The sequence below is a fragment of the Galactobacter valiniphilus genome (genome assembly GCF_003575975.1).
Classification (GTDB): domain Bacteria; phylum Actinomycetota; class Actinomycetes; order Actinomycetales; family Micrococcaceae; genus Galactobacter; species Galactobacter valiniphilus.
In genome coordinates this window covers 107,713-129,293 of the sequence record NZ_QQXK01000006.1, presented here as the reverse complement: position 1 = coordinate 129,293, position 21,581 = coordinate 107,713, and the positions used below count along the sequence as shown (strand labels likewise).

Here is a 21,581-nt window from a genome sequence, read left to right as displayed (position 1 = left end):
TCTCCAACCCGCTGGACGTGACGCCCGTCGGCATCATGATGCGCCAGCCCGCCGAGGGCTCGGCGGGCCAGTTCGTCGCGACCCTGCTCCCCGCCGGGACGGGACACATCAAGGTCTTCCCCAACGTCCCGACCGCCGCGATCCTGACCGCCGCCGACAAGACGCCGCCGGCCGTGTTGCCATTCCTCGCCGACTCCGACGAGACGGCCGCGCGCATCCGCCCCGTCCTCGAGCTCACCGGCTGGCAGCCCTGGTACGCAGGCGACATCTCCCGCTCGGCCGAGCTGGAGATCGGTGGCCCGTTCAACCGGATCCAGGGTCGCTGGGGCCGCGCCGCCGCCGACCCCGAGCAGATCGAGGCCCTCGACGGCCCCGAGCGTCGCTCCGCCTGAGCAGCCGGGGGCCTGCGCGCCTCAGGCCTCGTGAGCCTGGCCTTGCTCGAGGCGCGTGTCCAGCTGGGCCCGCGCCGCAAGCAACGCCTCCCACCCCGGGTCGCCGACAAACGCCCCGGGCATGACGATCTTCTCGGAGCCCCGCCCGGGGTCGCCAGCGAGCCCCACGGTGGCGGACGCCGTCGATGCGTCCTCCGGCCCGGCGGCGACGAGGAACACCCGGCGCAGGTCGCCGCAGGCCGCCGCGCACGCCTCGTGCCGGCTCACAAGCGCAGGACCCTGGGGTTTCAGCCCCACGGACGGACGGTCGCCGCAGATGAGGAAGTGGAAGGAACCGCCTTCTGGCATCCGGGGAAGCCATGCGCGGGCCATGGCCGAGTACACCTCGCCGATCTCGCCCTCGCCGCCCCAGACGGCGTCTCCCCTTCCGCCGTAGCGCAGGCACACCACCACGTGGTCCACGGGGCCGCGCTGCCCCTCGATCCTCTCGGCGGCGGCGGTCAACGCCGCGTCGGAGGCATAGTCAAGGGCCGAGGCATGCACCGCCGGGTGCGCGCCGAGCCTCAGGCCGATCAGCTCGGCCTGCTCGGGGGTCCTCGCCAGCACATCGACGACGGCGCCCGCCTCCGCGAAGGCGGCGGCGATGGCCAGCCCCGTGGGGTTGCTCGCCCCCACGATCACGACGTGTTTGCCCGCCACTTGCCCCGCCATGCGCGTCCCCCTGCGTGTCTTCACGTGCGTCTGGTATCGGTGTTCCGATGCACCATTCTCCCCGGCGGACCGCCCAAGGGATAGCCTGGGGCGTTCGAACCCGCCCCTGCAGTGAAGGCCGCATCGTGGCATCGACCTCCCCCTCCTCCCTCGGTGTGGCCCTCCTCGGCTCCGGCGAGATGGCCACGCAGCTCGCCCTGCTGTGGGCCGCGGCCGGCGTGCCCTTAACCGTCTGGGCCAGGAGCGAGGAGCGCCTCGGCTGGCTCCTCGAGGACGTGCTCGAGGAGCACCCCGACGCGTTGGTGAGCACCGCCGGCAGCGCGGAGGAGGCGACACTGGCAGCGCCGATCCTGGTCCCGGCGTTGCCGTGGGGCACCCCGCTCGCCGAGACGCTGACAGCCCTTCGTCCCGTGCTCACCGGCCGCACGGTGCTCGACATCTCCAATCCCTACGAGATGACGGCCCTCGGCCCCAAGCTGGCCCACTACGTTCCCGGCGGCTCGGCGGCCGCCGCCGTGGCCGAGCTTCTGCCGGCCGGGACGGGGCACGTCCACGCGTTCACCCACGTCCGCTCGGCGGCGTTGGTCGCCGGGGCGGCGGCCGGTGCCCCCTTGCCGTATGTCTCCAACGCGGTGAACGACGACGATGCCGTGGCCGCCTTGGGGGCGACAGGCTGGGTTCCGGTGCGGGTCGGGGGGATCGCCGAGGCGGCGCTCATCGAGGCCTCCGGCCCGTGGGACCACGCCGCGGGTCGCGACGGCCTCGGAGTTCGCTCGGCCGAACACGCTCGCTCGCTCGACCTGCTCTGAGCGCCGGCGCGGAGCGGTGCCACCCGACACGCCCGAGCGCGGGGGCGATTGACGCCAGCACTAGACTGGGGAGCGCTATGGCGCTCACCATCACGTATCCCGAGGCCCTCCCCGTTTCAGCCCGCCGCGACGACATCATGGCGGCCATCCGCGAGAACCAGGTGGTCGTCGTCGCCGGCGAGACCGGCTCGGGCAAGACCACCCAGCTGCCCAAGATGCTCCTCGAGCTCGGCCTCGACGCCGAGGTGAAGGGCCGCGACGGCAAGCCCCGCCGGCTCGTCATCGGCCACACCCAGCCCCGCCGCCTCGCCGCGCGCACCGTCGCCGAACGCATCGCCGAGGAGCTCGGCGTGCAGATCGGCCAGGAGGTGGGCTTCCAGGTCCGCTTCACGGGCGAGGTCTCCTCCGAGACCCGCGTGAAGCTCATGACGGACGGCATCCTGCTGGCCGAGATCCAGCACGACAAGTTGCTTTCGCGCTACGGCGCCATCATCATCGACGAGGCCCACGAGCGCAGCCTCAACATCGACGTGCTGCTTGGCCACCTGAAGCGCATCCTCCCCGAGCGCCCGGACCTCAAGGTGGTCATCACCTCGGCCACGATCGATCCCGATCGCTTCGCCAGGCACTTCGGCACCCCGGCCTCGGCGCCCGGCCACGCGCCGTCGGGCACCGCCGTGCCCGCCCACGCCGATGACGTGGCGCCGAAGGACGACGGCGTCGTCGAGCTCCCGGCCAACGAGATCCAGGTCCGCGAAAACGGCACCACGGTGACCCACGTCCGCCCGGCGCCCGTCATCGAGGTCTCCGGCCGCACCTTCCCCGTGGAGATCCGCTACCGCCCCCTCTCCCCCGACGACGAGGACGGCGGCGACGAGCTGGAGCCGGGTGCGAGCGGCCAGGACCGCGACATGGTGGACGCCGTGTGCGACGCGGTGGTGGAGCTTTCCCGCGAGGCCGACGGCGACATCCTCATCTTCTTCTCCGGCGAGCGCGAAATCCGCGACGCGGCGGAGGCCCTGCGCGGACTCACCCCGCGCCACCCGCGCCTGCGCGACGCCGAGGTGCTTCCGCTCTTCGCGCGCCTCTCGCTGGCCGAGCAGCACGCAGTGTTCCGCCCCGGCGCCAAGCGCCGCATCGTCCTGGCGACCAACGTCGCCGAGACCTCCCTGACCGTGCCCGGGATCAAGTACGTGATCGACACGGGCGTGGCCCGCATCTCGCGCTACAGCCACCGCACCAAGGTCCAGCGCCTGCCCATCGAGGCCATCTCGCAGGCGAGCGCCAATCAGCGCTCGGGCCGCTGCGGCCGCGTGTCCGACGGCATCGCGATCCGCCTGTACTCGGAGGAGGACTTCGCCTCCCGCCCCGAGTTCACGGACCCGGAGATCCTGCGCACCAACCTCGCCTCGGTCATCCTGCAGATGTCCTCCATGGGCGTCGTGGCGCACCCGGCCGACGTCGTGAACTTCCCCTTTGTGGAGCCGCCGGAGTCGCGCGCCGTCAACGACGGCATCACCTTGCTGCGCGAGCTCGGCGCCGTGGGCGAGGGCAAGCGCGGCGCCATCACCAAGACGGGCCGCGAGCTCTCCCAGCTGCCCGTCGACGTGCGCCTGGGCCGCATGATCCTCGAGGCCGGGCGCCGCGAGTGCGCCACCGAGGTGCTCGTGCTGGCCGCCGGCCTCTCGCTCCAGGACCCGCGCGAGCGGCCCACCGAGGAGTCGGGCAAGCGCCAGCGCGCGCAGGAGCTCCACGCCCGCTTCGTGGACAAGGACTCCGACTTCACGGGCTATCTGAACCTGTGGCGTTACCTGCAGGAGCAGCAGGAGGAACTTTCCTCCTCGGCCTTCCGCCGCCTGTGCAAGTCCGAGTTCATCAACTACCTGCGCGTGCGCGAGTGGCAGGACCTCTTCAACCAGCTGCGCCAGATCGTCAAGCCGCTGCGCATGCGCGTGCCCGGCCGCGAGGTGGACCCCGTCGGCAAGCACGACGCCGTGCACCAGTCCCTGCTCTCAGGCCTCGTGAGCCACATCGGCCTGTGGGACGAGCGCAAGCGCGAGTACGCGGGTGCCCGCGGCACGCGCTTCGCGATCTTCCCCGGCTCGGCGCTCTTCAAGAAGAAGCCGACGTGGGCCATGGCCGCCGAGCTGGTCGAAACCTCGCGCCTGTGGGCCCGCACCGTGGCGAGCTTCGACCCCGACTGGGTGGAGCAGGTCGCCCCGCACCTCGTGAAGAAGTCCTTCTCCGAGCCGCACTGGTCCCGCCGCCAGGGAGCGTGCCTGGCCCACGAGAAGGTCACGGTCTTCGGCGTGCCCGTCGTGGCCGACCGCGTCATCCAGCTCTCCCGCATCAACCCGCGCCTGGCCCGCGAGCTCTTCATCCGCCACGCCCTCGTGGAGGGCGATTGGCAGACCCGCCACGCCTTCTTCGCCCGCAACCGGGATCGCCTGAAGGAGATCGACGAGCTCGAGGCCCGCCTGCGCCGCCGCGATCTGCGCGCCTCCGACGAGGACCTCTTCGACTTCTACGACGCCCGCCTGCCGCAGGACGTCACGGACGAGCGCAGCTTCGACGCGTGGTGGAAGAAGGAGCGCTCGGTCAACGGCTGGCTGCTCGACTTCGACCCGGAGGAACTGCTGCAGGCCGACGCCGACGAGCTGGACTCCGACGCGTACCCGCGCACGTGGAACCACGGCTCGCTGCAGCTCGAGCTGCGCTACGAGTTCGACCCCACGGGCGCCACCGCCGACGGCGTGTTCGTGCGCGTGCCCGTGCTCTTCCTCAACCAGCTCGACACCGAGCGCTTCCGCTGGGGCGTGCCGGGACTGCGCGAGGAGCTCGTCACCGCCCTCATCAAGTCGCTGCCCAAGGCCGTGCGCAAGTCGTTTGTGCCCGCACCCGACGTGGCGCGCCAGGCCGTCGCGGCGCTGGCCGAGGACGCGGACCCCTCCACGGACGACCTCCTGCCCGCGCTCGAGCTGGTCCTGCGCCGGCTCAAGGGCCTCGTCATCCCGCCCGGCTCCTGGGACCTCTCCCGCATCCCCGACCACCTGCGCCCCTCCTTCGAGGTCATCGGCGAGCGCGGCAAGGTGCTCGGCGCCTCGCGCGACCTCGCGACCCTGCAGGCCAAGCTGGCCGGCGAGAACCGCCGCGCCATCGCCGCCTCCCTCGGGACCAGCGCCGAGAAGCTCAACGCGGCGGCAGGGAAGCCGGGCGCCCCGAAGCACGACGGCGGGCGGCCGGGTTCGCCGGCCGGCACCGGCGGGCGCGGGGCCGGGAACGGCGCCCGGGGCACCGGTGGCGCTCAGGGCGGCCGCGACGTCGTGCAGGGCAAGCCGGGCTCCGGCAAGCAGGCAACCAATCCCTGGCACCGCACGGGCCTGACCTCGTGGCCCGACGACCTGGGCGAGCACGGCAAGCTGCCCGAGAAGGTCGTCACGACCGTCAAGGGCCAGCAGATCACGGCCTATCCGGGCCTCGTGGACCGCGGCGAGAGCGTGGACCTCACGGTCTTCCGCAACCCGGCCGAGCAGGCGGCGGCGCACCGGAAGGGCGTCATCCGTCTGCTGCAGCTCACGGTTCCCTCGCCGCAACGCTACGTGCTCGATCACCTCAACAACAAGGAAAAGCTGGCCTTCAGCCAGTCGCCGCACGGGACCGTCGAATCGCTCATCCGCGATTGCACGTGGGCCGGCATCGACAAGCTGCTCCCGCCCGTCCTGCCCATGATGAAGTCCGAGTTCACCTCGCTCTTCCACCTCGTGCGCGCCGAGATCATCGACACGGTCTTCTCGGTCGCCTCGACCGTGGAGAAGGTGCTCGCCTCCTCGGTGCGGATCACGAACAAGCTCTCCGGCATGAGCGGCGAGGCGCTGAAGGACACCGTGGAGGACGTGCGCTCGCAGATGCGCGGGCTCGTGTACCCGGGCTTCGTCGCCTCCACGGGGTACGCGCAGCTGGCCCATCTGCCGCGCTACCTGACGGCCGTGGAGCGCCGCCTCGACAAGGTCATCGCCGGCGCCCTGACCAAGGACCTGCAGGGCCTGGACATCATCCAGGAGCTCGAGGACGAGTACGACGCGGCGCTGGACCGGACCCCGGCCGGCGCGGCCCACCCGGCCAAGCTGCTGCCCGTGAAGTGGATGCTGGAGGAGCAGCGCGTCTCGCTGTTCGCCCAGGAGCTCGGCACGGCCTACTCGGTCTCCCCCAAGCGCATCCGCGCCGCCATCAAGGAGGGGTTGACGGGCTGAGCCCCGCACCCGGCGCACGCGCGGCGGCCCGCCTCCCGTTCCCGGGGAGGCGGGCCCTTGCGCTTAGTTCTCGATGGCCACGTCGAAGAGGTTCCCGTCCGGGTCGGCGAAGGTGATCCAGCGGAAGCCGACGTCCCCGTACTCGCCGATCTTCTCGGCGTCCAGCTCCAGGAGCCGGGACTCCTCCGCCGCCAGGTCGTTCGTGGCGAAGTCGAGGTGGAGCTTGTTCTTGCCGGGCGTCGGCTCGTCCACGAGCTGGAAGGCCAGGCCCGGCTGGCCCTCGCCGAGCATGACAAAGGCGCCCGTTCCGGATTCCTGGAGCCGGGCGCCGAGCACCTCCGCCCAAAACGTGCCGAGGCGGATCGGATCCGCCGAGTCGATCGTGACGAGCGCGAGGTTCAGAGTCATTCTGGGAACGCTAGTGCACGGCCCCGTCCGGCGAAAGGCTCGGCGTCCGCCGCCCCGCGACCCAGACCAGCAGTGCGCCCGAGGCGGCCACCAGCACGATGCCCGCGCCCGCGCTCCACGTGAGCGCCTGGCCCATGAACAGCAGTCCGGCGAGCGAGCCGAGCACGGGATCCAAGGCAAACCACGTGCCCACCACGCGGGCATCCGCGACGCGGCCGGCCAGCGTGTCCATCGTGAACGTGAAGGCCACGCCGAGCACGGCGGACACGGCGAGCAGGCCCCATTGGGGCGCCGTCACGGAGGCGAGGTGCGGCAGCGAGACGGGCAGCGTGAGCACCGCGGCGACGCCCACGGAGAGCGCGAGGTCACCCAGGCCGCCGTCGGCCTTGCCGACGCGCGAGGCCATGACCGTGTAGAGGCCAAAGAACACCGCGCCGCCGAGGGCAAAGGCGTAGCCGAGCGGGTCGAAGTAGCCGCCCGGGCCCAGGGAGATGAGCAGCACACCCGCGAAGGCGCCCAGCGCGCACAGCGCCTCGCGCACGTGGCGCGCCGCCGCGAGCGCCACGACGCACGGGCCGAGGAAGTCGAGGGTCACGGCGATCCCGAGCGGGATCCGGTCGATCGCCGCGTACAGGCACGCGTTCATGGCGGCCATGGCCACGCCGTAGCCCACGATCCCGAACCAATCGGCGCGGGACCGCCCGCGCAGGCGCGGCCGAAAGACGATGAGCAGCAGGGCGGCGGCGATGAGCAGGCGCAGGCCCGAGGTCTCGAACGGGCCGAGCGCAGCAAAGAGGCCTGCCGCGATGACCGAGGACACCTGCAGGGCCGAGGAGCCCAGGGCCACGAAGCCGCCGGCCTTGAGCACGGCGCCGCGCTGCGGTGCAGCGGGGCGGGCGCCCTCCCGGCGCTCCTCGGAGACGGGAGCGCTCACGCCTGCGGCACGAACTCGCCGTGCCCCTGCGTCACAAGCGCCGCCCGCAGGGTGTGCAGGGCGGCGTCGAACTCCTCGGCCGGCACATCGGTGCGGGCGCGGGAGAGGTCGAAGTCTGCGAGCGAGTTCACGGGCCACACGTGCAGGTGCAGGTGCGGCACCTCGAAGCCGGCGATCTCCAACCCGGCGCGCTCGGCGCCGAAGGCCGCGACCTGGGCCTTGCCGATGATCTGGGCGACGACGCTCAGGTGCGCCACGAGCTCGGCCGGGGCGTCGGTCCACTTGTCGATCTCCTGGCGCGGCACCACGAGGGTGTGTCCGGCGCTGAGCGGGCCGATCGAGAGGAAGCCGACGCAGTGCTCGTCCTGCCAGACGAAGCGGCCCGGCAGCTCGCCGGAGATGATGCGGGTGAACAGAGTGGCCATGGGGGTTCTCTCCTGCCGGTGGTGCGGTGGGGGTGGATGCGCTAGAGGGTCGAGTTGTCCAGGACAAAGCGGTAGCGGACGTCGCCGGCCACCATCCGGTCCCAGGCCTCGCCGAGGTGCTGGGCGTCCACGGTCTCGATGTCGGTTGCCACGCCGTGCCGGGCGCAGAACTCCAGCATCTCCTGCGTCTCGGGGATGCCGCCGATCTTGGAACCGACGAGGCTCAGGCCGTTGCGGACCAGAAGTGCGGCGTCGACGGCCTGGCCGGCGTCCCCGCCCGGCGGCAGGCCGATCTGGGCCAGCCGGCCCGTGGGGCGCAGGGTCTTCAGCAGCGCGTTCACGTCGTGCGGGGCGGAGATCGCGTCGATGACGACGTCGAGGGTGCCGGCCTCCGCGGCCATCGCCGCGGGGTCGTTGCTCAGCACGGTGCGGTGCGCCCCCAGGGCACGGGCCGCCTCGAGCTTGGCCTGACTCGTCGTGAAGGCCGTGACCTCGGCACCCATCGCGACCGCGAGCTTCACCGCGAGGTGGCCCAGGCCGCCGATGCCGGCGACGCCCACCCTGGTGCCCTCCCCCACGCCGGCGGCGCGCAGCGGGGAGTAGCTCGTGATGCCGGCGCAGAGCAGGGGGGCGGCCGCGGCGGGGTCGAGCGACTCCGGCACCTTGAGCACAAAGTCTTCAGCCACGACGATCGAGGTCGCGTAGCCGCCCTGCGTGCGCTCGGCGTGGAAACGGTCCCAGGCCCCGTAGGTGCCGACCGAGCCCCGTTCGCAGAACATCTCTTGGCCGCGGAGGCAAGCGGCACACTCGCGGCAGGAGCCCACGAGGCAACCGACACCCACGCGGTCCCCCACGGCGTGAGCGCTCACCGCGGAGCCCACGGCAACGACGCGGCCGACCATCTCGTGGCCGGTCACGAAGGGCAGGGCGCGCCCGCCCCACTCGCCGCGGGCCGCGTGCACATCGGAGTGGCAGAGGCCGCAGAACTCGACCTCGATGACGACGTCGTGCTCCCCCGCCGCGCGGCGCGGCAGGAAGATCTCCTCGATGGCCCCGCCCAGCGTGCGCACGCCGCGCGCCACGGCGGTGTGCGCCAGGCCGGTGGCCGCGGCGGCCCGCGCCTCGGCGGCGCTCGCGGGGGACCCCTCGGGATTCGGGCCGGCCGGCGCCTTCGGCGCGCTCACCGCGCCGTCCGGGGCCTGGCTCAGCTGCTGGCGCAGGGCCTGAAGGGCGGCGGGCGTGGGCGGGCGCAGAACGGTCATGAGACCAATCTAGTCGCCGCGCCGCCGGGCCGCTCGGCGGGTGCCGCTAGGCCCCGGGGTTGTCTCGGGCTTGCCTCGTCTCGCGACTTTTTCGCCGCTCCGCGACAAAGAGTCGAGGAGCGGCGAAAAAGACGAGGGCTCGCGGCGGATAGCGCGGGGTCCTTAGGCCCCGGCGCTCGTCGCGACCGGACGCAGCGGGTCGTTGGACCACTGCGACCACGAGCCCGGGTAGAGCGCCCCGCCCACCCCGGCCACGGCGAGCGCGAGCAGCTCGTGGCTCGCCGTGACCCCGGAGCCGCAATAGGCACCCACGGGGGCACCGTCCGCGCTCACGCCCAGCGCGGCGAAGCGCTCGCCCAGCTGGGCCGGGGTGAGGAAGCGGCGCCCGGGGCCCAGATTGCCCGCCGTCGGCGCGCTCACCGCGCCGGGGATGTGCCCGGCGCGCGGGTCGATCGGTTCCTCGAGCCCCAGGTAGCGCGGCTCGGCGCGGGCATCGAGCAGCACGCCGGTCTCCGCGAGGGCCGCCGCGGCGTCCGCGTCGAGCACGGGCATCTCGCCCCACCCGACGGTGGCGGCTACGGCGGGGGCCGGGGGCGTCACGGCCCCCTCCTCCGTGTCGCCGCCGGCGGCGATCCAGGCCTGGATGCCGCCGTCGAGCACCCGAACGGGAAGCCCCGCGTGACGCAGGAGCCACCAGGCGCGGGCGGCGGAGAGGCCGCCCTGATCGTCGTAGACCACGGCGAGCTGGCCGTCGGCGAGGCCCCAGCGCGCCACGCTCGCGGCGAAGGCGTCGGCGCTCGGGAGCGGGTGGCGGCCGGCCTCGGGCGAGGGCGCCCCGGCAAGCTCGGCGCCCAGGTCCACGAAGACCGCGCCGGGCAGGTGCGCCTCAAGATAGTCCCCGTAGCCGACCGGATGGGCCGGATCCTCCGGGCGCGAGGCCACGAGCTGCCAGCGCACGTCCAGCAGCAGCGGAGGCGTGGCCGAGCGCAGCAAGCCGTCCAGCTCGCGGGCGCCGATGAGTTCGCCGGTGGGGGCCGGGGCGGCGGGAACGGTGGCCGGGATGGTCATGACTCCTCCTGAGGGGATGGGTGGACCTCACCGTACGACGGCGCGTGGCCGGGTGGGAACGCGGCGCGCCCGCCGGCCGGGTGGGCCGGCGGGCGCGGTGGCCTTCGAGGCGTGGCTCAGACGTCGATCGACTCTCCGCTGGCCCACGGCTCGTAGGCCGAGCCGGTCCGGCCCCCGAGCCCGGCCAACTGGGTCTCCACGATCTTGTGGCCGGCCGCAGTGAGCGGCGCGTCGTGGATCCCGTAGGCCCGGCGGGCGCGAACGGCGGCAATGAAGTCCACCACCTCGCTCGTCTTGCTCCACGGCGCCCAGGCCGGGACCAGGAGCACCTCGAGGGTCGCGTCTCCCGCCGGCACGATGAGCGCGTCGCCCGGGTGGTAGACGGCGCCGTCGAGGATGTAGCCGACGTTGTCGATGGTGCGCAGGAGCGGGTGGATGAGCGCGTGCTGGCCGCCCACGGAGCGCACCGGCACGCCGAGCACCTCGAACTCCTCGTCTGCACCCACCACGTGAAGTCGGTCGGCGAGGGAGGCGGCCTCCTCGCGCTCGTTCCAGCGCGCCACGACGTCGGCCGGCGCGTAGGCCGGCACCCCGGGGTTGCCGAGCAGGAAGGCGAACAAGACGTCGTCGTCCACGTGGTCGGGGTGCCCGTGCGTCACGAGCACGGCGTCGGCGCCCGCCAGCGCGGCGGTCGCGTCGCTGAGCGTGCCCGGGTCGATGGCCAAGGTGCGAGGAGCCCCGTTGGCTTCGGTGTGAACGGTGATGCAGGAATGTCCGTGCTTGGTGAGCCTCATGACCCGGAGCCTATCGCTGGCCGCCCCCGGCTAGACTGGAAGAAGACGCTGGGCCGCACCGCGCGGCGCCCGCGCTGCATGCAAGGAGGAGCTCCATGACCGGCCAGACCGCCCCAGCACGGCGCGTCACCAAGCAAAGGGTGGCGCTCGAGACGGAGCTGGCCAGGCACGACGACTTCCGCACCGCGCAGGAAATCCACACGTGCCTCGGTGACCACGGCGAGAGCGTCTCCCTGGCCACGGTGTACCGCGTGCTGCAGCAGATGGGCGAGGCCGGCGAGGTCGATGTCATGCGCATGCCCGACGGCGAGGCAGGCTACCGCCGTTGCGCCGTTGAACACCATCACCACCACCTCGTGTGCCGCAGGTGCGGTGCCACCGAGGAGGTCGAGGCCCCCGAGGTGGAGGCCTGGGCGGCCTCCGTGGCGAGCCGCTTCGGTTTCTCCCAGGTGGGACACACCGTTGAACTGTCCGGGCTGTGCGCCCGTTGTTCCCTGCTGGACGCTGCCGAGCGCAGCTGACGCACGTGGCCCGGCGGCCGGCTCACGTGGCGGGCGCCCCGCCCGGCATGAGGGAGAATGAAGCCATGAACGCCCGCAAGCCCAAGACCCGCGTCCCCGGCCGCCCCGTGGCCCGCTTCTCCAACGTGCTCGAGGCCCTCGGCACCCTCGCGATCCTCGTGTGGGCCGTGTTCGCCCTCGTCGAGGGACGCTTCATCCTCGGCACGATCCTGGTCCTCGTGGGCCTCGGGATCGGCTGGGTGACGGTGCGCGAGTTCAGCGGGAAGGGGCTGGGGCGGGCGCCGCAGCAGGGCGACGCACCTCAGTGAAGCCACGCGCGGCCCGGCGCCACACGACCAGCTTGGCACCGATCCACAGGGCAAACGAGATCGTCGTGACGTAGGGGCTCACCGGGAGCGAACCCGCGAGCGCCAGCAGGATGCCGCCCACCACGCTGATCAGCGCAAAGGTGACGGAAAGGGCCACGGCCTTGCCCGGGCGCGCCGTGAGCTGCAGCGCCGCCGCCGCCGGGGTGATGAGTAGCGAGAGCACCAAGAGCGCGCCCACCACCTGGATCGCCATGGCCACCGAGAGGCCGAGCAGCACCACAAACGCCACGGAGAGGCCACGCACCGGCACTCCGCGCGCGGCGGCAACCCAGGGGTCGGTGGAGGCGAACATGAGCGGGCGCCAGATGATCGCCATGCCGGCGAGCACCACGATTGCGCCCACGACCATGGTGGTCACCTTTGCCTCGTCCACCGCCACGATCTGGCCCGTGAGCAGGCCAAACTTGTTGGCGCTGCGCCCCTCATAGAGCGCCAGGAAGAGGATGCCGAGGCCCAGGCCAAACGGCATGAGCACGCCGGTGATGGCGTTGCGCTCGCGGGCCCCGGCCCCCAGGAGCCCCAGCAGCAGTGCGGCGATGATGGAGCCGATGATCGAGCCGGTGACCACGTCCATGCCCATCAGGAGGGCTGCCGCGGCTCCAGCGAACGAGAGCTCGGAGATGCCATGCACGGCGAAGCCCATGTCGCGGGCCATCACCACGACTCCGACGACGCCGCCCACGACGCCGAGCACGGCGCCGGCCACGAGCGAGGGCCAGAGCAGGCCGATCAGCTCGCCGTAGTCCTGGAAGGAGAAGACCTTCTCCCACCACGGCGAGCCGGCGGCGCTCAGCATCAGATCGGATGCGAGGTTCATGCGTTGTCCTCCGGGGCCTCGTGGTCGTGCTCGTGGTGGGTGTGGTCGTCCCCGCCGAGGATCGCGACGCGCTGGCCCACGCGCACCACGTCGACGGGGCGGCCGAAGAGGCGCGTGAGCGACTCGGAGGTGATGACCTCGTCCGGCGTGCCCACCGTGAAGCGGCCGCCTGCCAGGTAGAGGACCTTGTCCACGTACGGCAGCACGGGGTTGATCTCGTGCGTCACAAAGAGCACCGCCGCGTTGTGTTGCTTGGCCTGCGCCGAGATGAGGGCCGTGACCTCCTCCTGGTGCGCCACGTCGAGCGAGAGGAGCGGCTCATCGCAGAGCAGCACCGCCGGATCCGTCGCGAGGGCCTGGGCCGCGCGCAGTCGCTGCTGCTCGCCTCCGGAGAGCGTCCAGACCGGTCGGTCCGCATAGCTGGTGGCGCCGACCCGATCGAGCAGCTCGTCCACCCGGGCGTCGATGCGCTTGCGGCGGGGGTCGAGGAAGCGCGGGCCCCATGAGGTGCCGTCCAGGCCCTGGGCCACGAGGTCGCGGGCGCGCAGCGGCGTCCCCTCCGGCAGCGGGCGCTGCTGCGGGATCACGCCCACGTTGCGCGAGCCGTGCCCCACCGGTTTGCCGGCCACCTCGGCCGTGCCGTGGGTGAGTTTCTGCATGCCGAGCAGCACGCGCATGAGCGTGGTCTTGCCCGAGCCGTTGGGGCCGAGCACGGCCACGAACTCCCCCGGCATGACGTCCAGGTCGAGCCCGTTCCAGAGCGTGCGTTCGCCGAAGTCGACGCACGCATCGCGCAGGGAGAGGGCGGGGGTCTGCGTCACTTGAGCGCGCCTTCCAGGGCATCGATGGTGGAGCCCATCCACGTGAGGTAGTCCTCGTCGGCGCCGGGGGTCTCCGAAACGCTGAGGACGTGGACGCCTGCCTGTTCGGCCGTGGCCTTGATCAGGGTCGTCTGCTCGTCGGTGGTCTGTTCGTTGTAGGCGAGGACGGTCACGGAGCCCGAGCGCAGTTCGTCCTGCGCGCGCTTGAGGGCGAGCGGGGAGATCTCGTCCCCCTCCTCGATCGCCTCGGCGAGCCCCTCCGGCGTCTTGTTCGTCAGACCCGCGTCCTCCAAGAGGGACTGCGCCACGGGCTCGGTCATGAGATAGCCGCGGCCCTTCGCCGAGGACTGCAGGGCCTCGACCCGCTCCTCGAGCCCGCCCAGCTTTCCGGCCAGCGCGGCGGCCCGCTCGCGGTAGCCGGCGGCGCCCGCCGGATCGATCGCCGCGAGCTCGTCGCCCACGCGCCCGGCGAAGTCCTTCATGAGGTGGAGGTCGTACCAGACGTGCTCGTTGCCGTGCTCGTGCTCCGCATGGTCCGCGTCGGCCGACGTGGTCTGCGTCGGGGCCTCGCTCTGCGCGTGCGATTCCTCCGCATGGTCGTGATCCGCGTGGTCATGGTCGTGGTCGGCGTGATCGTCGGCCGCCGCGGTGCTCGGCCCGGCCGCGCCCGCCTCTTCGCCGGCATGATCGTGGCTGTGCCCCTCCCCCTCGAAAGCCTCGAGTACCGGGGGGCGCTGCGCGAGCGAATCGACGACCTGCTCGGCAAACGCGTCGTAGCCGCCGCCGTTGAGCACCACCAGATGGGCCTTGGAGAGCTTGAGCTTGTCGCGGGCGCTCGCCTCGTACGAGTGCGGATCCTGGCCGGCGGAGGAGATCAGCGCTTCGACCTCGCCGCGATCGCCGAGCACCTCGGAGACGAGGGAGGAGTAGACGGTGGTTGAAGCCACAACGCGCAGTCCCTCCGCCGTGCTTGGCTGCTCCTGGCTGGGGGCCGAGGCGCCGCAGGCGCTGAGAACGAGGGCACCGGCGGTCGCCAGTGCTGTGAGGGTCGTGCGGCGGGGTGCGCGGGCGAGCTTCACGGTGGCCTTTCGTCGACGCTTAATGAGAACGATTCTCATCATAGCCTACGCCGGCCACCAGCGACGACGCCGGCCCGCCCCTCGGGGGCGGGCCGGCGTCGTCGCTCGGCTCAGGTGCGCGGCCGCCCGAGGCGGCCGGCGGCCGGGAGGCTACTGGTCGTCGTCGTGCCCCACGCTGAAGCGGCGCTCCTGCGTCTGCTGGGTCGCGTCGCGAATCTCACCCACGAGCTGCTCGAGCACATCCTCGAAGAAGAGGATGCCGCTCGTCTCGCCCTGGGCGTCCAGCACGCGGGCCACGTGCGTGCCCGTGCGCTGCATGGTCTCCAGCGCGTCCTCCACCTCGACGCTCTCCCCGAGGTTCACGAAGGAGCGCACCTTGGCGAACGGGATGGGCATCTCGTAGAGCTCAGGAGGGAGCACGATGACGTCCTTGAGGTGGAGGTAGCCCGCCAGCTCGCCGTCGGGCTCGCGCATCACGAACCGCGAGAAGCCGGTTCGACCCACCGCGTGTTCGAACTCCTCCGGCGTGGCGTCGGCGTCGAGGCTCACGACCTGGGCGAGCGGGATCGCGATGTCCCCCACGGTCCGGTTGGTGAACTCGAAGGCGCTCGTCAGCAGGCCCGCGTCGTCCTCGACGAGGCCCTCACGCCTGGACTCCTCCACGATGGATTGCACCTCGTCGATCGTGTAGGTCGAGGCGACCTCGTCCTTGGGCTCGAAGCCGAAGGCGCGCACGGCGTGATTGGCGATCCAGTTCAGCGCCCCCACGATGGGGCGCAGACCCCGCGCGATCCACACCATGGGCGTGGCGAGCAGCAGCACCGCCTTGTCCGCCAGGGACACCGAGAAGTTCTTCGGCACCATCTCGCCGAGCGTCACGTGCAGGAAGGTCACGATCAGCAGGGCGAACACGAAGCCAGCGGTGTCCGCGACGCCGTGCGGCACGTGCAGCGCCTCGAGCGGCGCGGCGAAGAGGTGATGCACGGCCGGCTCGGCGACCTGCAGGATCAGCAGCGAGCAGACGGTGATGCCGAGCTGGCACACCGCGAGCATGACGCTCACGTGCTCCATGGCGGTCAACGCGGTCTTGGCCCGCTTGGAGCCGGCATCCGCCTTGGGCTCGATCTGCGAGCGCCGGGCGGACATGATGGCGAACTCCGCCGCCACAAAGAAGGCGTTGCCGGCCAGAAGGACGACAAGCCACACGATGCCCCACCAATCGCTCATCGGGACACCTCCTGCTCGTCGTCCTCGGCCGGGGTGGCGGGCACAAATTGCAGGCGGTCCACGCGTCGTCCATCCATCATGTTGACGCGGAGGACTCCCCCGCCCACGGGCACCTCGTCGCCGATGCGCGGCACACGGCCCAGCTGGGCCATGACGTAGCCACCCACGGTTTCGTACGCCGCCTCGTCGGCCACCTTGAGGCCAGGAATGCGCTCCGAGACCTCGTCCGGGCGCAACAGGCCCGAGAGGATCCAGGTGCCGTCGGCGGCCTGGACCGCACCGGCCGGTCGGCGGTCATGCTCATCCTGGACATCGCCGACGATCTCCTCGACGAGGTCCTCGAGGGTCACCATGCCCGCGGTTCCCCCGTACTCGTCCAGGACCACGGCCATCTGCAGATTCGCTGCGCGCAGCTCGCCGATCAGGTCGTCGAGGTGCACGGTCTCCGGCACCTCGGCCAGCTCGCTCATGACGGTCGCGGCCACCAGCTCCGCGCGGCGGTCACGCGGAACCGAGATGGCCTTCTTGACGTGCACCACGCCGCGGACATCGTCCGGATCGTCCCCGATCACGGGGAAGCGCGAGTAGCCGGTGCGGCGCGCCGTCTGGATGACGAGCTCGAGCGGATCGTCGGCGTGCACCGTCTCCATGCGGATGCGCGGGGTCATGACGTCGGCCGCCGTGCGCTCGGCAAAGTGCAGCGTGCGCGAGAGGAAGCGGGCCGTGTCTTGATCCACCGTGCCCAGCTGGGCCGAGCGGTTCAGGAGGCTCGTGAGTTCTTCGGGCGTGCGGGCACCGGAGATTTCCTCCTTGGCCTCGAGGCCGAAGCGGTGAAGCACCCAGTTGGCGAAGCCGTTGAGCACGATCACGGCGGGCTTGAAGATCGCGGTGAAGACGAGCTGCGGGCGGGCCAGGGCCCGGCCGATCCGGTAGGGCTCGGCAATCGCCAGGTTCTTGGGGATCAGCTCGCCGATCACCATGGAGAACAGGGTCGCGATGACCATGGCCACGACGAGCGCGACGGCGTCCGTCGCGGCGCCGAGGCCGATCGCCTCGAGCGGAGCGTGCAGGAGCTTGCCGACGCTCGGCTCCATGACGAAGCCCGTCAGGAGCGTGGTCAGGGTGATGCCGAGCTGCACCGCCGACAGCTGGGTCGAGAGCGAGCGCAGGCACCGCAGGAGCGGCACGGCCTTGGTGTCGCCCTCATCGATGCGGCGCTGCACGCTGGGCACGTCGAGGGCCACGAGCGAGAACTCCACGGCCACGAAGAACGCCGTGCCGAGCACGAGCAACAGCCCGAGGAGCAGGTAAAGCCATTCCATCAGGCGCTCCACCCGCCCGTCGGGGCGCTGGCCACGACCCGCGGGGGCCCCGGTGGAGTCAGGGGATCAAGCCCTCCCCCCGGACTGTCGGGCTCCGATGCGGCGGAGGAGGTGGAGGCGGTTCTGGGGCTGCCGGCGCGGCGCACAGGGGCGACGGGCCGGCACGGAGAATGGCTGTCCATAGTCCGTCCAGCGTACGGGATCGAGCGCCTGCGCGCCGCGACGGGGGCCACGCGAGCGCACCGATTTTCCTGTGTCTTGGGCGCGACGCGGGCGCGCACCACACGCGCGCGAGGCGAGTCCGCGCGCAAGCCGTACCAAACGCCAAGAATTTCTACAAGACGTCGAACTTGGAAGGTGGTGGGAAACACGCCTGGGATTGGCCGCTTGCCCCTGAAACTGCGTACAGTGAGACGCAACTGTGACCGGAATACACGTGTGTCCCGGGCACATCCATGACGCATAGCCACCATGTGAAACGAGGCGTATTCACCGTGCCAGAACTGTCGAACGACCGGCTGAAAGAGGAGTTCGGGGGGAACGAGTGGCTGGTCGAGGAGCTGTACCAGCAGTACCTCGCCGACAAGAACTCCGTCGATCCGAAGTGGTGGGACATCTTTGAGTCCCTGAGCTCCGGTTCCGGTGTGGCCGCGCCGGCCGCCCCCGCGGCGCCCGCAGCCCCTGTCGCCCAGGCCCCCGCCGCTCCCGCCGAGCCGGCGCAGCCGGCCCAGCCGGTCGCCGCCGCGACCCGCCCGGTGAGCACGCCCGCCGCCCCCGCGGCCCCGGCCGCCGCGCCCGCCCCGGCCGCGGCGGCACCCGCCGCCCCCGCCCAGGCCGCCCGCGCGGCGTCGAGCGCCTCGGTGCGCCCAAACGACAAGCAGGCCCCCGTTCCGGCCGACCCGCAGAAGCAGGCCGCCCCGGCCGCCTCCGAGCAGGAGGAGCTGCAGGTGCTGCGCGGCCCCGCCAAGGCCATCGCCAAGAACATGGAGATGAGCCTCGAGGTCCCCACGGCCACCACCGTGCGCGCCGTCCCGGCCAAGCTGCTGATCGACAACCGCATCGTCATCAACAACCACCTGCGCCGCGCCCGCGGCGGCAAGATCTCCTTCACGCACCTCATCGGCTTCGCCGTGATCCGCGCGCTGAAGCTCATGCCGTCCATGAACGTCTCCTACGACGTCCGCGACAACAAGCCGGTGGCCGTGCACAACCCGCACGTGAACTTCGGCATCGCCATCGACATCCCCAAGCCGGACGGCACCCGTTCGCTCGTGGTGCCGAACCTGAAGGCCGCCGAGGCCATGGACTTCGCGACCTACTGGCACACCTACGAGGACCTGATCGGCCGCGGCCGCCAGAACAAGCTGACGGCCGACGACTACGCCGGCACCACGGTCTCCCTCACCAACCCGGGCGGCATCGGCACGGTCCACTCCGTGCCCCGCCTCTCCAAGGGCCAGGCAGCCATCATCGGCGTGGGCGCGCTCGACGTGCCCGCCGAGTACCGCGGCTCCTCCGACAAGGTCATCGCCTCGCTGGGCGTCGGCAAGATCATCACGCTGACCTCCACCTACGATCACCGCGTGATCCAGGGCGCCGGCTCCGGCGAGTTCCTGAAGACCATCGAGTCCCTCCTGCTCGGCGACGAGTTCTGGGACGAGATCTTCGAGGCCCTGCGCATCCCCTACGAGCCGATCCGCTGGGCCAAGGACAACCAGGTTGACGTCGACCTGCAGGTCAACAAGGTCGCCCGCATCCAGCAGCTCATCCACGCCTACCGCGAGCGCGGCCACCTCATGGCCGACACCAACCCGCTCGTCTACATGCAGCGTCGCCACCCCGACCTGGACGTGCAGACCTACGGCCTGACCCTCTGGGATCTGGACCGCGAGTGGGTCACGGGCGGCTTCGGCGGCAAGGATCGCCTGCCCCTGCGCGACATCCTCGGTGTCCTGCGCAACGCGTACTGCCGCACCACCGGCATCGAGTACATGCACATCCAGGATCCCGAGCAGCGCAAGTGGTTCCAGGACCACCTGGAGCACGGCTACGAGAAGCCCAGCCGCGAGGAGCAGCTGCGCATCCTCGGCAAGCTGAACCAGGCCGAAGCCTTCGAAACCTTCCTGCAGACCAAGTTCATCGGTCAGAAGCGCTTCTCCCTCGAGGGCGGCGAGTCGCTCCTGCCGCTGCTTGACGCGATCATCTCCGAGGCGGCCGACGCCGGCCTCGAGGAGGCCGCGATCGGCATGAGCCACCGCGGTCGCCTCAACGTGCTGACGAACATCGCCGGCAAGACCTACGCCCAGGTCTTCCGCGAGTTCGAGGGCACCCAGGACCCGGCCGGCGTGCAGGGCTCCGGCGACGTGAAGTACCACCTCGGTACCGAGGGCTCCTTCACCTCCGAGGCCGGCAACACCACCAAGGTGTACCTGGCCGCGAACCCCTCGCACCTCGAGGCCGTCGACCCGGTGCTGGAGGGCATCGCCCGCGCCAAGCAGGACGTGCTCGATCGCGGCACCGACGGCTTCTCCGTGCTGCCGATCCTGGTGCACGGCGACGCCGCATTTGCCGGCCAGGGCGTGGTCCCCGAGACGCTGAACCTCTCGCAGCTGCGCGGCTACAAGACCGGCGGCACGATTCACGTGGTCGTGAACAACCAGGTCGGCTTCACGACCCCGCCGTCCTCCGGCCGCTCCTCCGTGTACTCCACGGACATCTCGAAGTTCATCCAGGCCCCGGTCTTCCACGTCAACGGGGACGACCCGGAGGCCGTGGTCCAGGCAGCGTGGCTCGCGTTCGAGTACCGCCAGTCCTTCCACGCCGACGTCGTCATCGACCTCATTTGCTACCGCCGCCGCGGTCACAACGAGGGCGACGATCCGTCGATGACGCAGCCGCTCATGTACAACCTCATCGAGGCCAAGCGCTCCACCCGCAAGCTGTACACCGAGGCCCTCGTGGGCCGCGGCGACATCACGCAGGAGGAGGCCGACCAGGTCGTCGCCGACTACCAGGCCCGCCTGGAGTCCGTGTTCGTGGAGACCCACGCCGCGCAGACCTCGCCGATCCCGGCCGTCCCGGCCGCCGGCTCGGTCAACGATCTGGACAAGCCGCGTGCCCAGGCGGACGAGGACTCGGTCTCCGATCCCCGCGCCACCGACACGGCGATCTCGGCGGAGCTGCTGGCCTCCGTGGGCCGCGCCCACGCCGAGGTTCCCGAGGGCTTCACGGTCCACCCGAAGCTGAAGTCCCTGCTGGAGAAGCGCGCCAAGATGTCCACCCAGGGTGGCATCGACTGGGGCTTTGCCGAGCTCGCTGCCTTCGCCTCGCTCGCCCACGAGGGCGTGCCGGTGCGCATCACGGGCCAGGACGCCCGCCGCGGCACCTTTGTGCAGCGCCACGCGGTCTTCCACGACCGCGTCAACGGTGACGAGTGGACCCCGATCCGCCAGATCAGCGAGGACCAGGCCAAGTTCCTGATCTACGATTCCCCGCTGTCCGAGTACGCGGTCATGGGCTTCGAGTACGGTTACTCCGTGGAGCGCACGGATGCCCTCGTCCTGTGGGAGGCCCAGTTCGGCGACTTCGCCGACGGCGCGCAGACCATCGTCGACGAGTTCATCTCCTCGGGCGAGCAGAAGTGGGGCCAGCGTTCCTCGCTCGTCCTGTTGCTGCCGCACGGCTACGAGGGCCAGGGCCCGGATCACTCCTCCGCCCGCATCGAGCGTTACCTGCAGATGTGTGCAGAGGACAACATGCGCGTGCTGAACCCGACCACGGGCGCGAACTACTTCCACGCCCTGCGTCGCCAGGCCTACAGCCGCCCGCGCAAGCCCATGATCGTCTTCACGCCCAAGCAGCTGCTGCGCCTCAAGGCCGCCGCCCAGCCGGTCGAGGCGTTCACGCAGGCGCAGTTCCAGCCGGTCATCCCGGACGCCGTGGTGCCCTCGGGCGACTCGGTGAAGCGCGTGCTGCTGGTCTCGGGTCGCCTGTACTACGACCTGCTGGCCGAGCAGGAGAAGTTCGCCGACGGCTCCACCGCCATCGTCCGCGTTGAGCAGCTCTACCCGCTGCCCGCGCAGGAGATCGCGGCCGAGCTCGCCAAGTACCCGAACGCCGAGGTGCGTTGGGTGCAGGACGAGCCGGAGAACCAGGGTCCGTGGCCGTTCATGGCGCTGAACCTGCTGCCGCAGCTTGATCGCCAGGTGGCAGTGGTGTCGCGCCCGGCGTCCGCCGCGACCTCGACTGGCTCGCACAAGCGTCACGACGAAGAGCTGAAGACCCTGCTGAAGCAGGCCTTCGCCTAAATCCCTCACCGCGGGTTTTCAAGGGCGGGACACGGTGTCGTGTCCCGCCCTTGCCGTTCCCGGCGG

The 21,581-nt window shown here is 71.4% G+C and carries 18 protein-coding genes; 6 read left to right on the top strand and 12 right to left on the bottom strand.

Annotated elements, in window-relative coordinates; genetic code table 11:
* Nucleotides 1-17: 17 nt before the first annotated feature.
* Nucleotides 18-392 (top strand): hypothetical protein, encoded by a 375-nt coding sequence (locus tag DWB68_RS04535; RefSeq protein ID WP_147391574.1) that lies wholly within the window; start codon nucleotides 18-20, stop codon nucleotides 390-392.
* Nucleotides 393-413: 21 nt separating this feature from the next.
* Here the strand turns inward: DWB68_RS04535 and DWB68_RS04530 are convergent, their stop codons facing one another.
* Nucleotides 414-1,103, bottom strand: a complete 690-nt coding sequence (locus DWB68_RS04530) for an SDR family NAD(P)-dependent oxidoreductase (RefSeq protein ID WP_158588206.1) — start codon at nucleotides 1,101-1,103, stop codon at nucleotides 414-416.
* A gap of 125 nt (nucleotides 1,104-1,228) precedes the next feature.
* Here DWB68_RS04530 and DWB68_RS04525 point away from each other — a divergent pair, with 125 nt between their 5' ends.
* Together DWB68_RS04525 and hrpA are read left to right on the top strand one after the other, a co-directional pair.
* Nucleotides 1,229-1,912, top strand: coding sequence for an NADPH-dependent F420 reductase (locus tag DWB68_RS04525; protein WP_119423956.1), 684 nt, complete (start codon nucleotides 1,229-1,231; stop codon nucleotides 1,910-1,912).
* Between the two features lie 77 nt (nucleotides 1,913-1,989).
* Nucleotides 1,990-6,162 (top strand): ATP-dependent RNA helicase HrpA, encoded by a 4,173-nt coding sequence (hrpA, locus tag DWB68_RS04520; protein ID WP_119423955.1) that lies wholly within the window; start codon nucleotides 1,990-1,992, stop codon nucleotides 6,160-6,162.
* Nucleotides 6,163-6,225: 63 nt separating this feature from the next.
* On the opposite strand, the gene DWB68_RS04515 is transcribed toward hrpA, so the two are convergent.
* The 6 genes from DWB68_RS04515 to DWB68_RS04490 all read right to left on the bottom strand — a co-directional run bounded on the left by DWB68_RS04515 (nucleotide 6,226) and on the right by DWB68_RS04490 (nucleotide 11,053).
* Complete coding sequence (locus DWB68_RS04515) at nucleotides 6,226-6,570, bottom strand: VOC family protein (RefSeq protein ID WP_119423954.1); 345 nt, start codon at nucleotides 6,568-6,570, stop codon at nucleotides 6,226-6,228.
* A 10-nt stretch (nucleotides 6,571-6,580) separates the two neighbouring features.
* Nucleotides 6,581-7,504: an EamA family transporter gene (locus DWB68_RS04510; protein ID WP_119423953.1), complete on the bottom strand. Its 924-nt coding sequence runs from the start codon at nucleotides 7,502-7,504 to the stop codon at nucleotides 6,581-6,583.
* The gene (locus DWB68_RS04505) at nucleotides 7,501-7,929 is read right to left on the bottom strand and encodes an HIT family protein (protein WP_119423952.1); all 429 of its coding nucleotides are present in this window, start codon (nucleotides 7,927-7,929) and stop codon (nucleotides 7,501-7,503) included. Before DWB68_RS04505 ends, DWB68_RS04510 begins: the two co-directional genes overlap by 4 nt.
* A 41-nt stretch (nucleotides 7,930-7,970) precedes the next feature.
* Complete coding sequence (locus DWB68_RS04500; RefSeq protein WP_119423951.1) at nucleotides 7,971-9,191, bottom strand: NAD(P)-dependent alcohol dehydrogenase; 1,221 nt, start codon at nucleotides 9,189-9,191, stop codon at nucleotides 7,971-7,973.
* 162 nt (nucleotides 9,192-9,353) lie between these two features.
* Nucleotides 9,354-10,259: a sulfurtransferase gene (locus DWB68_RS04495; RefSeq protein ID WP_119423950.1), complete on the bottom strand. Its 906-nt coding sequence runs from the start codon at nucleotides 10,257-10,259 to the stop codon at nucleotides 9,354-9,356.
* A 116-nt stretch (nucleotides 10,260-10,375) separates the two neighbouring features.
* A complete protein-coding gene (locus DWB68_RS04490; RefSeq protein WP_119423949.1) occupies nucleotides 10,376-11,053 on the bottom strand; it encodes an MBL fold metallo-hydrolase in 678 nt (225 codons plus the stop codon).
* A gap of 95 nt (nucleotides 11,054-11,148) precedes the next feature.
* On the opposite strand from DWB68_RS04490, the gene DWB68_RS04485 reads away from it, so the two are divergent.
* Together DWB68_RS04485 and DWB68_RS04480 are read left to right on the top strand one after the other, a co-directional pair.
* Nucleotides 11,149-11,574, top strand: coding sequence for a Fur family transcriptional regulator (locus DWB68_RS04485; protein WP_119423948.1), 426 nt, complete (start codon nucleotides 11,149-11,151; stop codon nucleotides 11,572-11,574).
* Nucleotides 11,575-11,639: 65 nt separating this feature from the next.
* Nucleotides 11,640-11,882: a hypothetical protein gene (locus DWB68_RS04480; RefSeq protein ID WP_119423947.1), complete on the top strand. Its 243-nt coding sequence runs from the start codon at nucleotides 11,640-11,642 to the stop codon at nucleotides 11,880-11,882.
* Here the strand turns inward: DWB68_RS04480 and DWB68_RS04475 are convergent.
* The 5 genes from DWB68_RS04475 to DWB68_RS04455 form a co-directional block, all read right to left on the bottom strand.
* On the bottom strand, nucleotides 11,830-12,759 hold the full coding sequence (locus DWB68_RS04475) for a metal ABC transporter permease (RefSeq protein WP_233548613.1): 930 nt from the start codon (nucleotides 12,757-12,759) through the stop codon (nucleotides 11,830-11,832). The genes DWB68_RS04480 and DWB68_RS04475 overlap by 53 nt on opposite strands.
* Nucleotides 12,756-13,580 (bottom strand): metal ABC transporter ATP-binding protein, encoded by an 825-nt coding sequence (locus tag DWB68_RS04470; RefSeq protein WP_119423946.1) that lies wholly within the window; start codon nucleotides 13,578-13,580, stop codon nucleotides 12,756-12,758. The genes DWB68_RS04475 and DWB68_RS04470 overlap by 4 nt, the downstream gene beginning before the upstream one ends.
* Nucleotides 13,577-14,659, bottom strand: a complete 1,083-nt coding sequence (locus tag DWB68_RS04465) for a metal ABC transporter substrate-binding protein (protein WP_158588205.1) — start codon at nucleotides 14,657-14,659, stop codon at nucleotides 13,577-13,579. Before DWB68_RS04465 ends, DWB68_RS04470 begins: the two co-directional genes overlap by 4 nt.
* Before the next feature lie 150 nt (nucleotides 14,660-14,809).
* A complete protein-coding gene (locus DWB68_RS04460; RefSeq protein ID WP_119423944.1) occupies nucleotides 14,810-15,886 on the bottom strand; it encodes a hemolysin family protein in 1,077 nt (358 codons plus the stop codon).
* A complete protein-coding gene (locus tag DWB68_RS04455) occupies nucleotides 15,883-17,208 on the bottom strand; it encodes a hemolysin family protein (protein WP_119423943.1) in 1,326 nt (441 codons plus the stop codon). The genes DWB68_RS04460 and DWB68_RS04455 overlap by 4 nt, the downstream gene beginning before the upstream one ends.
* Before the next feature lie 494 nt (nucleotides 17,209-17,702).
* Here DWB68_RS04455 and DWB68_RS04450 point away from each other — a divergent pair, with 494 nt between their 5' ends.
* Nucleotides 17,703-21,515, top strand: coding sequence for a multifunctional oxoglutarate decarboxylase/oxoglutarate dehydrogenase thiamine pyrophosphate-binding subunit/dihydrolipoyllysine-residue succinyltransferase subunit (locus tag DWB68_RS04450; RefSeq protein ID WP_119423942.1), 3,813 nt, complete (start codon nucleotides 17,703-17,705; stop codon nucleotides 21,513-21,515).
* Nucleotides 21,516-21,581 lie beyond the last annotated feature (66 nt).